Origin of the sequence: Methyloradius palustris (genome assembly GCF_019703875.1) — a bacterium.
GTDB classification, from domain to species: domain Bacteria; phylum Pseudomonadota; class Gammaproteobacteria; order Burkholderiales; family Methylophilaceae; genus Methyloradius; species Methyloradius palustris.
Genome location: NZ_AP024110.1, coordinates 562,164 through 575,565, shown reverse-complemented (window position 1 = coordinate 575,565; position 13,402 = coordinate 562,164). Strand labels below are relative to the sequence as shown.

The 13,402-nt window shown below is 45.2% G+C and carries 9 protein-coding genes and 1 pseudogene; 2 read left to right on the top strand and 8 right to left on the bottom strand.

The genetic code is table 11. From position 1 onward, the window contains the following. Positions 1 to 10: 10 nt before the first annotated feature. The 5 genes and pseudogenes from cydX to fnr all read right to left on the bottom strand — a co-directional run. On the bottom strand, positions 11 to 115 hold the full coding sequence (gene cydX, locus ZMTM_RS02865; protein ID WP_221764832.1) for a cytochrome bd-I oxidase subunit CydX: 105 nt from the start codon (positions 113 to 115) through the stop codon (positions 11 to 13). A gap of 9 nt (positions 116 to 124) precedes the next feature. Beyond that, entirely contained in the window at positions 125 to 1,267 is a 1,143-nt protein-coding gene (cydB, locus tag ZMTM_RS02860; RefSeq protein ID WP_221764831.1) for a cytochrome d ubiquinol oxidase subunit II, read from the bottom strand. Then, entirely contained in the window at positions 1,264 to 2,829 is a 1,566-nt protein-coding gene (locus tag ZMTM_RS02855; protein WP_221764830.1) for a cytochrome ubiquinol oxidase subunit I, read from the bottom strand. Before ZMTM_RS02855 ends, cydB begins: the two co-directional genes overlap by 4 nt. 11 nt (positions 2,830 to 2,840) lie before the next feature. Further along, positions 2,841 to 3,065 carry a hypothetical protein gene (locus ZMTM_RS02850; protein ID WP_221764829.1) on the bottom strand — a complete coding sequence of 75 codons (225 nt, stop codon included), beginning with the start codon at positions 3,063 to 3,065 and terminating at the stop codon, positions 2,841 to 2,843. Positions 3,066 to 3,248: 183 nt separating this feature from the next. After that, positions 3,249 to 3,989, bottom strand: a pseudogene (gene fnr, locus ZMTM_RS02845) (fumarate/nitrate reduction transcriptional regulator Fnr); the annotation flags it as partial. Positions 3,990 to 4,129: 140 nt separating this feature from the next. On the opposite strand from fnr, the gene hemN reads away from it, so the two are divergent. Then, positions 4,130 to 5,542, top strand: coding sequence for an oxygen-independent coproporphyrinogen III oxidase (hemN, locus tag ZMTM_RS02840; protein ID WP_221764827.1), 1,413 nt, complete (start codon positions 4,130 to 4,132; stop codon positions 5,540 to 5,542). A gap of 91 nt (positions 5,543 to 5,633) precedes the next feature. On the opposite strand, the gene ZMTM_RS02835 is transcribed toward hemN, so the two are convergent. Beyond that, positions 5,634 to 6,323, bottom strand: coding sequence for an OmpW/AlkL family protein (locus ZMTM_RS02835; protein ID WP_221764826.1), 690 nt, complete (start codon positions 6,321 to 6,323; stop codon positions 5,634 to 5,636). A gap of 218 nt (positions 6,324 to 6,541) precedes the next feature. On the opposite strand from ZMTM_RS02835, the gene ZMTM_RS02830 reads away from it, so the two are divergent. Next, positions 6,542 to 7,813 carry a sensor domain-containing diguanylate cyclase gene (locus ZMTM_RS02830; RefSeq protein WP_221764825.1) on the top strand — a complete coding sequence of 424 codons (1,272 nt, stop codon included), beginning with the start codon at positions 6,542 to 6,544 and terminating at the stop codon, positions 7,811 to 7,813. A gap of 33 nt (positions 7,814 to 7,846) precedes the next feature. Here the strand turns inward: ZMTM_RS02830 and ZMTM_RS02825 are convergent, their stop codons facing one another. Together ZMTM_RS02825 and ZMTM_RS02820 are read right to left on the bottom strand one after the other, a co-directional pair. Further along, entirely contained in the window at positions 7,847 to 9,997 is a 2,151-nt protein-coding gene (locus ZMTM_RS02825) for a carboxy terminal-processing peptidase (protein WP_318840523.1), read from the bottom strand. Positions 9,998 to 10,235: 238 nt separating this feature from the next. Beyond that, positions 10,236 to 13,229 (bottom strand): bifunctional diguanylate cyclase/phosphodiesterase, encoded by a 2,994-nt coding sequence (locus ZMTM_RS02820; RefSeq protein ID WP_221764823.1) that lies wholly within the window; start codon positions 13,227 to 13,229, stop codon positions 10,236 to 10,238. Positions 13,230 to 13,402: the final 173 nt, after the last annotated feature.

Sequence of the window (13,402 nt, the reverse complement as noted above, 5' to 3'; positions counted from 1 at the left end):
CCTTGGCTGATTAATGGTCTTCAATATCAGTCATCTCATTTTCCAGCCACATGGCATTGATAATACCGAATGCCAACGCTAGACCAATACCCAGTACCCAGTTGAAATACCACATGATGATCTCCTAATACGCTGTGTGCGTGTTGTCTTGAATGGATTGCACAGTCACTTTTCCGCGCAACACGCGGTACACCCAGGAGGTGTAAAGCAGGATGATGGGTAGAAAAATGATAGTCACGAAAAACATGATGCCGAGCGTTTTCTTGCTGGAAACTGCATCCCAAACCGTCAAACTGCTGTTTGCATCGATTGATGAAGGCATGATGAACGGAAACATGGAAATGCCTGCAGTGAAGATAATGCCTGCAAGCGCAAGTGAGCTGAACAAAAAAGCAAGCAACTCGCGTCTTGCACTTGCCTGCCATAACGCAAGCGCGACTCCTAAAAAGCCCAGTACTGGCGCAATCATCGTTAATGGATACTGATGGTAATTACTGAACCACGCACCAGTAGATTTATCGGCAATCTTAGAGAGTGGGCTAAATACGCTATTTGCATCAGGCATGCTGAGTATGCGATACCCATCGATGCCCACCGCCACCCAAATACCAGCTAACGCGAAAGTAATCGCACAGACAAAACCTGCCACCAAAGCAGCTTTGCTTGCACGCTGCCTGATAATGCCCTCGGTGCGCACCTGCAGATAAATCGCCCCATGCATCATCAACATGGAGAGGCTGACCACGCCGCACAATAAGGCAAATGGGTTGAGCAGCGCCCAGAAACTACCTGTGTAAAACACGCGCAACGTATCATCAAAATAAAATGGCAAACCTTCTAACAGATTGCCAAAAGCCACGCCGAACACCAGCGCGGGGACTGCGCCCCCAGCAAACAAGGCCCAATCCCAGAAACTACGCCATCTTTTATCCGCGATCTTACTGCGGTAATCAAACCCTACTGGTCGAAAAAAGAGGGCGAAAAGCACAAGCAGCAGAGCGACATACAAGCCTGAAAAGGCGGCTGCATAAACAAAAGGCCACGCCGCAAAAATCGCGCCCCCAGCGGTAATCAGCCAAGTCTGGTTGCCCTCCCACACCGCCCCTACGCTGTTGATAATCACGCGGCGTTCATCATCATTTTTCCCTAGAAATGGCAGCCACGCAGCCACTCCCATATCAAACCCATCGGTCACGGCAAAACCAATCAGGAGCACGCCGATAAATAGCCACCAGATTAATTTAAGGCTTTCATAATCAAATATCATGCTACTCCCTGTTGGTTGGCTTGCTCAAAGTGATATTTACCGCTGAACAGGCTTGATGGCCCGAGGCGGGCGTATTTGAACATTAGGTACAGCTCAGTCACCAGCAGAACAGTGTAGAAGCCAATGAAGCCAATCAGGCTGAAATACAAATCGCCTGTAGATAGTGATGAACTGGATAGATGCGTCGGTAGAATCCCCGAGATCGTCCAGGGCTGACGGCCATATTCAGCGACAAACCAGCCGAGTTCACAAGCCAGCCAAGGTAACGGAATCGCCACCACCGCCAATTTAAGCAGCCAGGGTTTATCTTGTATCTTGCGGCGTGCTGAGTAATAAAAGGCACTGGCAAAAATGAACAGGAACAAGAAGCCCAGCGCCACCATGAATCTGAATGTCCAGAACAGTGGCAACACTTTTGGTATGGTATCTTGCGCGGCCTGCTTGATCTGGCTCTCACTCGCATCCGTCACGTTCGGGGTGTATTTCTTGAGCAACAAGCCATATCCCAATTGGTTCTTGTACTGATCAAAAGTCTCTTTGGCGCTCTGGTCGCCAGATTTCAAGCGAATCAGTGCCTCGTAGGCCAGCATGCCATCGCGAATATGTTGCTCATTATCTTGCCTGATATCGCTGAGGCCAGTCACAGTCTCATCGGTAGACCGCGTAGCAATCAGGCCTAAGGCATATGGAATCTTGATTGCATAGTCGGTGCGCTCTTCAGCCTGATTAGGCCAGCCAAAGAGCGTAAATGCAGCAGGTGCCTCCTCCGTGTGCCACTCGGCTTCAATGGCAGCAAGTTTCACCTTTTGCACTTCACCAGTGGTATAGCCAGACTCATCACCCAGTACAATCACTGAGAGTACCGAGGCCAAGCCAAAACCTGATGCCACGGCGATTGAGCGCAAGGCAAAGCCTGTGTCACGTTTCTTCAATAAATACCAACTCGAAATACCCAGCACAAACATAGAAGCTGTGACATAGCCTGCCGCCACAGTATGTACAAACTTGACCTGTGCGACCGGGTTAAACAGCAAGGCACTGAAATTCGTCATCTCCATACGCATGGTTTCATAGTTGAATTCAGCACCTACTGGATTTTGCATCCAGCCGTTGGCAATCAATATCCAGAGTGCTGATAGATTTGAACCTATAGCCACTAGGAATGTGACCATCAAATGCTTTTCTTTGGATAAGCGATCCCATCCAAAAAAGAAAAGCCCGACAAAGGTAGATTCCAGAAAAAACGCCATCAAACCCTCAATGGCAAGCGGTGCGCCGAAAATGTCGCCCACATAGTGTGAGTAATAGGCCCAGTTAGTGCCAAACTGGAACTCCATGGTGATGCCCGTTGTAACGCCCATGGCAAAGTTGATACCAAACAACTTGCCCCAGAACCGCGTCATGTCCTTATAAACCTGCTTGCCCGTCATTACATAGACCGACTCCATGATGACCAGTATCCAGGACATGCCGAGCGTGAGCGGTACGAACAAAAAGTGATAAAGCGCAGTGGCGCCAAACTGCAAGCGGGAGAGATCAACAACTTCGGCGGAAGGTAGCATGACCAGACTTTCTATTTATTTAAAATGACACGAGAGAGGTTTTCCAGACGTTCGCTTTTGGAGAGTGGATGTGCGAAAAATAAAGTCCACACGCCATAGAGCATGATGAGTTTGATCAAGAGTATGGCGATGATTTCCCACTTGAATGCTTTTGGATTCTTTGCCCACAATCTAGGCGCAAAACCCTTGGCAAGACTAGCTCTTATACTCAATAGCTTTGTGGAAATCGTACGCATTAGATTGACCTCATCACCTGTTAGGCATCACGCATAGCAATGCGGAAACACTGGAGAGATCAATCTAACAGCAGAAGAAATTAGACGGTTTGATTTACATCAAACAGGTGAGCAATAGCGAAGCAGAGAATCGATGCTGTGGGGAATTACGGATAAATGCTGATGAAATCAGCATCCAGAAGCTTAAATGCAGGGTTGAGGATTAAATATTTTTTGCAATGCATCAGGGTCAAGAATGCGCACATAACGTTGTTTGACCTCAATAACGCCTTCTTCAGAGAACTTAGAAAAAGTACGGCTAACTGTCTCTAGCTTCATACCTAGATAACTGCCAATTTCTTCTCGTGTCATGCGCAAGACAAACTCGGATTTAGAGAATCCCCGCGCATGCAAACGCTGGACAAGATTGAGCAGAAAAGCTGCAAGGCGCTCTTCAGCACGCATATTGCCGAGTAGTAACATCACACTGTTTTCACGCACGATTTCACGGCTCATGATTTTATGCACATGCCTTTGCAGTACAGGGAATTCACGCGATAAATCTTCAATATTCGAGAATGGCATTACACAGACTTCAGCATCTTCAAGCGCAATAGCGTTACAGCTGTGGTGATCATTGACGATGCCATCCAAACCCATAATCTCGCCCGCCATCTGAAAGCCTGTGACTTGCTCACGGCCATCTTCAGTGGATACCGATGTTTTAAAAAAACCAGTACGAATGGCATATAAAGAAGTAAACACTTCACCAGAATTAAATAGGGTTTGGCCTTGTTTAATCTTACGACGGGTCGCGACCACTTCATCCAGGCGCGCCAAGTCAGCCAGGTCAAAACCCACGGGCATACACAACTCGCGCAGGTTGCAGTTTGAGCAGGCTACTTTAATGGCATCTGGTGTCATATTCTTACAATCGGTTTCATCAAGACAAGCATAACGCTTTTATGCGGACATAAGTAGATGGCTTTTTATTCGCTAATGCTGCGCTCATGAATAGTTGATGTATATCAAGATAGGTCACTGCTGATTCAGGCAAAGTAGGCAAAAATCAGGAGCGTCATTGCATGAATGTCAGAGAGATTAAAGACACTGCCGAATTAAATCCCAAAATCAGCCCAGAAATACTCAAGCGGTTTGATATCGCAGGGCCACGTTATACCTCTTACCCAACGGCAGACCGATTTGTAGAGGCCTTTGGGGAGGGTGAATATATACAAACCTTGGAGCAACGCCGAGTTGGCGGCTTTGCCTTGCCATTATCTGTATATATACATATCCCATTCTGCGAATCGCTGTGCTTTTACTGTGCCTGCAACAAAGTGGTCACTAAGCGCCACCAGCGAGGTGCAGAATATTTATGGTATCTCAATCGTGAGATCGAATTACATGCAGCCCATATAGGCTCTGGCCAGAGCATCACGCAGTTGCATCTTGGAGGCGGCTCGCCAACCTTTTTGAGTGATACCGAGCTATCAGACTTGATGCTTTCATTGCATCGACACTTCGTTTTAAAACCTGGCGGGGAGTATTCGATTGAAGTTGATCCGCGCACGGTCAATCAATCAAGGTTGGAACACTTGGCCAAGCTTGGTTTTAATCGCATCAGTTTTGGTGTGCAGGACTTTGATCACGAAGTGCAAAAGTCAGTACACCGCATTCAAGATGAGGCCCAGGCATTTAATCTGGTGGAAGCGTCACGGCAACTTGGGTTCACCTCAATCAACATTGACCTGATCTATGGTTTGCCTAAGCAAACATTGAAGTCCTTTGAGCGTACCCTGAATAAAGTCACACAATTAAGACCAGACCGCATTGCGCTCTATGCCTATGCCCACCTGCCAGCAAGGTTCAAACCGCAACGCTACATCAATGAATCTGAACTCCCTACCGCCCAAGCAAAACTCGAAATGCTGTCATCTGCCATCTCGATATTTCTGGCTGCTGGCTATGTGTATGTGGGCATGGACCACTTCGCGCTGCCAGATGATGCCTTGGCGATTGCGAAACGTCAGGGGCGACTGCACCGCAATTTCCAGGGCTATAGCACCCAACCTGACTGCGATTTGATCGCACTTGGCATTTCTGCTATTGGCCGTTTAGGCGCTTCGTACAGCCAAAATGCCAAGACATTGGATGAATATTATGACCACTTAAATAGAGGCCATTTGCCCATCACTCGGGGGCTGGCCATGTCGCGTGATGACTTGGTAAGACGGGCTGTGATTATGGCGCTCATGTGTCAGGGCAATGTGCAATTTGAGTCAATTGAACTCGCCTACCTCATCACCTTTAATACCTATTTCGCTCAAGAGCTCAAGTCTCTAAGATTCTTACAAAATGATGGCTTAGTAGAAATAACCGAAAACAGCATCCAAGTCACCGCACTAGGCTGGTTCTTTGTGCGTGGTATAGCCATGATATTTGACCGTTATCTGCAAACAGATAAAACACGAGCAACGTTCTCAAAGATTATTTAAGCCCTACCACTTAGCCATCAAAAACTGACAATAAAAAACTCTGCCAAGACTTCTGGCAGAGTAGAGAAAATAATCGGAGATGATTAGTTTTCTAGAAACGTTTACCGACACCCACACCGAATAACCAAGGGTTGATGTCCAGCGAATCAATCTTGGTCCAGCTACCGCCATTATTCATTTTCACATCTGTATTCATATCTACATATTTAACATCAGCGTTGATCAACCAGCCATCTTTCAGGTTGATATCAACACCCGCCTGCAAGGCATAGCCAAAAGTATTGTTATCCACCTTGATGTCAGTGCCGGCCAGTGCACCACTGCTAAACTGTAATTTTCTATCCAGCATGGCGGTGTAGTTGATACCAGCACCGACATAAGGGTCGATGGTTTGATCAGGGTTAAAGTGCCACTGAAGTGTAAGCGTTGGCGGCAACGCATTCACACTGCCCAGATTCTGGTTACCAACAGTGGCTAATGAATCCCCTTTGATACTGACATCATGCCGTGTACCTATCGCCAAAATAAGCTCTGCAGCGATATGTTTGGTGAAGTAATAAGAAATATCCACTTCAGGGATCACATTGCTATCTACCTCCAGCTGAGCACCTGGCGACATCAGTGGCGCAACATTGGCATTGACTGTTTTACCGAGTTCACTGCCAGTATTCGGTGATACATCCACCACGCGTGCGCGCACGACCCAATCGCCCGCTTCTGCATGTGCCATCAATGGAGTAATTGTGCTTGCAAGGGCTAAAGCTACTAAGGTTTTTTTCATGTTGTTCTCTGCTTTCTCAATATTCACGAAACATACAAATTAAAAATACTGAGTGCATTCTAGTAACTAGACTTCAGCCGCACTTTGACTTAAATCAAACAATAGCGAGCTGATTGAACAATTCATTTAGACGGCCTTGATATAGGTCAAAAAGCCCCGTTGAGAATCGACATTAAATAGCATCGGCAATACAAGTGAAGTGGCGAATGGGATATTTAATGACAACGAACCAACTGATTTCAAATGACGAAAAGCTATTCCTCTCAATCATCGAGCACGCCCCTATTGGCATGTGTGTGCTAAATAAAGGGTATCAATTCGAGCTGGTGAATAAGGCGTTTTGTGACATGCTCGGCTATAGCAAATGGGAACTTAGCAGCCTAACACCCATGGACATTACCCACCCTGACGACAAGGCAGTCAGCTTGCTCCATTTGGATAGATTAATAAAAGGTAAAGTTGACGGGTATCAGCTTGAAAAAAGATACCTCTCAAAAGCTGGCATATCAGTTTGGACGAGCCTGACTATTTCGGTCTTGCGCGACGATGCTGGCAACCCATACAACTACATCGGCCAAGTGCAAGACATCTCTGCGCGCAGGTTATTCGAAGATCAATTACGCTTGGCCGCCACGGTCTATAACTCAAGCATGCAGGCCATGATGGTGACTGACGTACAAAATCGTATCGTAGCCACCAATCCTGCGTTTACAGCCTTAACTGGTTACAGCACTGAAGAGGTGATGAACAAGACGCCGCAGATGCTCTCTTCAGGCAGGCAAAGCAAGGATTTTTATGCAGAGATGTGGAAAACCATAGAATCAGACGGGCATTGGGAAGGTGATATCTGGAACAGAAAAAAGTCTGGTGAAATCTACGCTGAATGGTTATCTATCAGTGCAGTAAAAGACGAGATAGGGAAAGTGCAAAACTATGTTGCGCTCTTTTCGGATGTCACCAAAAAAAGGCAAGCAGCCGATAAGATTTGGGAGCATGCCAATTATGACGCCCTAACGCGATTACCAAACCGCCGCCTGTTTTATGACCGCTTGAACCAAGCCATGGCAAGAATCAAGCGAACCGAAAAAACGCTGGCGCTATTATTTATAGACCTGGATCACTTCAAGGAAGTAAATGACCAATTCGGGCATCAGGTTGGTGACGAGTTGTTGATACAAGTCGCCAATCGGCTGATTGCCGTAGTTCGTGCTTCAGATACCGTTGCTAGACTAGGTGGAGATGAGTTTATGGTCATCTTGTCCGAGTTAAATGAATCATCAGACGCAGCCAAGATTGCTCAATCGCTGGTTGAGTCTATCTTCAAGCCGTTTTATATTGCCAATGAAACCATGCATATCTCGGCGAGTATTGGCGTGATCTTTTATCTGCAAGATGCAGATGATGCTGATAGTTTAATCAAGGGGGCGGATACTGCGATGTACCAATCAAAAAAACAGGGGAAAAACCAGTTCAGTTATTATCTGAACTAGCTTTCCCCCATCATCCTCAAAAAAATAATTTACTTAGTTTTGGACAGATGCATTTTTACTCGTTTTCAACAGGCCAATTTCATCACTCAAAATATGAGCAGACTCGCTCAGTAATACATCCTTGGCATCTTTCTGAGCTTTTTCAATTGCCAGATCATCTTTGATATTGCGTTCGTTAGATTGCAGGCCGTCATCTTGGGCAGAAGCATTCTGAGAAATGATGGCCTCTTTTCTGCCCCTGACTTTGCCTGTTTTATCCAGGCCATTTGAGCCTTCACGCGCAGCCAGTTTTGCATTCTTATCATCACGCTGTTTTTGGCGTTCAGCCAAATTGAGTGAGATGCTATTCTTTTTGCGCTCAACGTTGAGGTCAGCAATATCATCCTTGAGATATTGAAAATCTTTGTCTTGCGCAATACGCGCATCATGGCTGGCAATCAATGCAGGCACGATGGCTTTAGCTTCAGTCGATACTTGGTAATCCGCAGGTTTGATTTGCGTCCATGGCAACGCGTTTTTAAAGCTGGATTCACCATAAGTATCTGGGTCAGTAATGGTAGGCAAGGTAATATCAGGCGTTACACCCTTCAATTGCGTAGTGCCGCCATTGATGCGGAAGAACTGCGCCACGGTCATTTTGAGCTCGCCAAACTGTGGATCTTTATTTTTAGCGATTTCGTCCAGATTTACTACAGTCTGTACCGTACCTTTGCCAAAACTGGTCTCGCCAATAATAATGCCACGACCATAATCCTGAATAGCAGCCGCGAAAATTTCAGAGGCAGAGGCTGATGAGCGATTAATCAATACGCCCATCGGTTTATCCCATAACACACCCGTGTCTTTGTCTGCATCGACCTGCACATTGCCTTTAGAGTCGCGCTCTTGCAAAACAGGGCCTTGGTCAATAAACAGGCCTGTGAGCTTGATTGCTTCATCCAGTGAACCGCCGCCGTTGTTGCGCAAATCAATCAGCAAACTATCTATGTTGTCTTTTTTCAGGCTGTCGATCAGTGTAGCTACGTCACGTGAGGCGCTTTTGTAGTCTTTATCACCTTTGCCGCGCGCACCAAAATCCTGATAGAACACAGGCAACGTAATCACGCCTATTTTGCGGGTGATGCTGCCATCTTTAACTTCTATAACGGATTTTTTGGCGTCTTGTTTCTCAAGGCTGATTTTTTTGCGTATCAGTGAAATAAACGTATGCTTACCATCTGCGCCTGCCTCGGCCGGCAATATCTCAAGCACCACTTCAGAGTCTGTGGCGCCACGAATAAGCGCCACGGTGTCATCTAAACGCCAGCCTGTAACATCAACCACAGGCGCATTCTTGCCCTGGCCTACGCCAAGAATGCGGTCACCTGTTTTCAGCTTGCCTGAGAGCGCTGCAGGCCCGCCTGGCACCAGCTCACGAATGGTAGTGTATTCATCCTTGTCTTCAAGCACTGCGCCTATGCCATCAAGCGACAACCGCATCGAAATATCAAAGTCTTCAGAAGCGCGAACGCCAAAATAGTTGGAGTGCGGGTCTATCGCCATCGCATAGGCATTCATGAATGACTGGAATACGTCTTCGCCTTTTAGTTTAGTCACGCTTTTAAGATTGCTGTCATATCGCTTAGTCAATACATCAACAATGGTCTTATCGTCTTTACCTGCAAGTTTTAAACGCAACCAATCGTTTTTAACGCGCTTACGCCAAAGCTCTTGCATATCAGCCTCATTACTTACCCAAGGCTCATTCTCACGCTCATATTGATAGCTCTCTTTAGCGGTGAAATCAAACCCCTTATTGAGTAGAGTTTTGGCATAGCTCAAGCGATCATTCAAGCGCAGTTTATATAAATTGAAGATGGCAAACGGAATGCTTAGATTCTCATTCAGGATGGCATCATCCAGATGTGTTCTCGCCTCACTCAACTGATCAATATCTTGTTGCGTAAAAAACATTTTTTCGCCATCCAGCGACTTGATATAAGCATCAAATATTTTTTTGGAAGCTTCATCATCCAGTGGGATCGCACTATAGTGGTAGCGGGTTAAGACTTCAGCTGAAAGGTGTGCCGCGCGCGCCTGATCAGTCGTCGGCTTCAGTTCCTGGAATTGTGCCGCCGAATCCATGGTGGCAGCTTGTGTAATAATAGCAAACGCGAGTAAGACTAGAATCGTGATTTTTTTCACAGAGATTTCTTTCATAAGTACCTTGAATTTGTATATCGGGGAAATATTAAATAATACTAAAGAAATGAAGCAATTGATTTTGAAACAGCATAGATGCAAAAGCCTTTAAATGATGTGCACATCATAACCTCTAGCTTTTGGAAAAAGAACTGGTTAAGTGATTAAAACCCATATGAGAGAGAGCCTCATGAAAGGATGGAGTTCAATTTAACTCTCAATTTTTCTGGTAATTTTTAGCTTAATGATGAATAAAATTCTCGAGATCTGCCATTGAAAGTGGCTTTGCAAACAAGTAGCCTTGACCATAATCGCAACCTGCTGCTACCAACAAAGCTTTTTGCTCTTCTGTTTCCACACCTTCTGCAATCACTTTCATCCCCAGTTTATGTGCCATTACAATAATAGCCTCACATAGGGCATGGTCGCTGGAACCACCTTTCATGCCCCTCACAAAAGACTGATCAATCTTTAGGTAATCAATATCAAATCTTTTGAGATATGACAAAGAAGAATAACCAGTACCAAAATCATCCAGTGCGACTTGTATCCCAGCATCCCGGAGTGCATATAGTTTTGTGTTGATTGAGTCTTCAGCATCCATCAACATACTTTCAGTAATTTCAATGACGATCAGACTACCGTCAGCATTCATAGGCTGAATAAGCTTTTCAAATGGGGGGTAAGCCCGATCTTCATTACGATACTGCACAGGAGACGTATTAACACTAATCTGAAACGTCTTATCAAACTCTGCTCTTAAATGTTGCGCGCAACGAACGCTCTCCTTAAGTACCCATTGGCCGATTTCATTAATCAATCCAGTCTCTTCAGCGAGAGGAATAAAGTCTGCAGGACTTATTATTCCAAGCTTCGGGTGATTCCAGCGTATCAGACTTTCCGCTTTGTGTGCCTTGCCTGACTCGAGATCAATAATAGGTTGGTACAGCAAGTAGAACTCTTTATTTTTGATGGCTTGATGCATATCCGAAATCATATGCATTTTGGAAACTGCAGCCTCCTGCATCGAAGGCGCGTAATAACTGAAACGGTTACGCCCAAGTTTTTTGGCGTGGTACATTGCCTGGTCAGCAAATTTAAGCAAATGCTCAGCCTGCTGTGTATCATCCGGATAAACCGTAATGCCTATAGATGCAGAAATATAGACCAGTTCATTATTAAAATTAAATGGCTCTTCCATCGCTTTTAATATGGACTGTGCTCTTTGGTCAGATACGTTTGACTCATCCAAGTCAGTCAAAATAATGGTGAATTCATCACCGCCCAGCCGTGAAACCATGTCAGTATCTCGTACACATCGTTGCAATCTTACAGATGCCTCTTTTAAGACAGCGTCACCAGCATCGTGCCCGAGGCTGTCATTGATTTCCTTGAAATGATCCAAGTCAATAAACATGACTGCCATCTTAGCTTTAAGCCGGTTTGATTTCTTGACCTCAACATCCAATTTATCCAGGAAAAAATGACGATTAGGCAGCCCAGTTAAAAAGTCAAAATTGGCCTGACTCCAGATCATCTTTTCTGCACGCTTCTTTTCTGTAATGTTACGAATAATGCCTAGTACACTGCTTTCGCCTTTATAAACTACCCTGGATGCAATCACTTCTACCCAAAGAGCCTCGGTACCCCCTTTTTTCAAGAATCTTACCTCGTATTGTCGGGCTGGCTGCTTACTTGGGTCTAAGCGTTGTTTATAGCGAGTTGTCCATATATCCAGAAAATCGGGGGCGACTACTTTATCAAAATGCAGCCCGATAAATTCCGCATGCGTATAGCCAAGCATGGCGGCCATGGCCTCATTGGCAAAAATGAAGCATTGCCTCTGTGCAACAAAGACACCATCCACCATGGCGGATAACAATGCGTTATTATTTTGTTCAGCAGCTTTTAGCGCCTCCAATGCATTTTTATGGTCCGTGATGTCAGTATGAATACCAACGGCTCTCACAGGCTTTCCTGTTTCATCAAAACTAACTGACTTGCCTCGATCGAGTATCCATTTATAGCTGCCATCTTTGCATAAAAGCCGATACTGACTAACGTATGAAGAAGTTAATCCATGTAGATGCTTTTCTATATCACACAAGGCTTTTTCAATGTCATCCGGATGAACTCGCCGACTCCATTCATCAAAACTGTCCTCAATATCTTCCTCTTCGTAACCCAGCATGGATTTCCATGCCAGTGAAAAGCTCACCTTAGAATGAGCGATGTCCCAATCCCACACCCCGTCACCAGCGCCTTCAAGAGCGAATTTCAAGCGTAGTTCACTTTCTAGTAATTCTTCTTGCGCCTGCTTCTGCTTGGTAATATCACGCCAGCTTGCAATAAACATGGGGCGCTCATTAATCTGAATCAGAGTGAGTAAAACTTCAACAGGAAAAGGCTTGCGGTATTCACTGCAATGAACCCACTCAAAACGGTGGCTGCCATTCGCCAATGCAATTGCCATCATCTCATTCGCTTTTTCCTCTGAAGACCTGCCATCAGGTTGCAAGGGAGGGGAAATATCGGCAGGCCTTAAGATTTGCAGATCATGCTTATTGGGAAAAGCGAGCATCTTGATTGCCGCTGGGTTCCAGTCAACAAAATGGCCAGAATTAGGATCAAGCAAAAGCATGGGGTCTGCAAGCTTCTCAAATGTCAGGCGAAATTTGTTATCTGCCTGATGCACCTCATTAAGAATAACAATGGAGAGATTAAGTTCGAGCTGATCCATGACAATTTTTGCAAGTGCCTGCAAAAGATTGATGTCTCGCTGAGAAAATTCCCTAGGTTCAAAATCTACTATACTGAGAACCCCAATATTTTGACCATCTGCCGTTTTCAAGGGAATACCCGCGTAAAATCGCAGTCCGTATTCGCTCGTTACTAAATGATTGCTTTTCGACCTGACGTCATAGCGCGCATCATTGAGGATGTAAGGCTCATCACTATGTATTGCCGTTGCACAGAAACTCGCGTCTATCGCAATCTGGTCAAAATCCACACCTTGTTTGGACTTGAACCAAATTCTGGATTGATCGACAAAACTGATGAGTGCTATAGGTAATTTGAATAATTGCGTGGCTAACAGCGTGATGTGATCGAAAGATTTTTCGGGTGCGGTATCAAGAACACGATACCGATAGAGTGCATCTAGGCGAGCCTGTTCACTTATTACAGGCTTCAGGTACTTTGCAACTTCAGAATGATCAACCTCATCATTTTTCATCACTCACCCCTCTACTACTTTATTATTAGGCTGTTAGCAGCTTATTTTTAGGTTATAAAGAGACTAATGGGATGAATCAGCAATAATTTCTTAACCTATTTTTTAGCAATGTATTCCTGAATATAAGCAAAATCAACAATTTAAATATACATTAAAGATAATTAATCCAACAC

Bases quoted from the DNA above. Each gene is read 5' to 3' on its own strand.
- cydX (WP_221764832.1), bottom strand. From the start codon at position 115: ATGTGGTATTTCAACTGGGTACTGGGTATTGGTCTAGCGTTGGCATTC.
- cydB (WP_221764831.1), bottom strand. From the start codon at position 1,267: ATGATATTTGATTATGAAAGCCTTAAATTAATCTGGTGGCTATTTATC.
- ZMTM_RS02855 (WP_221764830.1), bottom strand. From the start codon at position 2,829: ATGCTACCTTCCGCCGAAGTTGTTGATCTCTCCCGCTTGCAGTTTGGC.
- ZMTM_RS02850 (WP_221764829.1), bottom strand. From the start codon at position 3,065: ATGCGTACGATTTCCACAAAGCTATTGAGTATAAGAGCTAGTCTTGCC.
- hemN (WP_221764827.1), top strand. From the start codon at position 4,130: ATGAATGTCAGAGAGATTAAAGACACTGCCGAATTAAATCCCAAAATC.
- ZMTM_RS02835 (WP_221764826.1), bottom strand. From the start codon at position 6,323: ATGAAAAAAACCTTAGTAGCTTTAGCCCTTGCAAGCACAATTACTCCA.
- ZMTM_RS02830 (WP_221764825.1), top strand. From the start codon at position 6,542: ATGACAACGAACCAACTGATTTCAAATGACGAAAAGCTATTCCTCTCA.
- ZMTM_RS02820 (WP_221764823.1), bottom strand. From the start codon at position 13,229: ATGAAAAATGATGAGGTTGATCATTCTGAAGTTGCAAAGTACCTGAAG.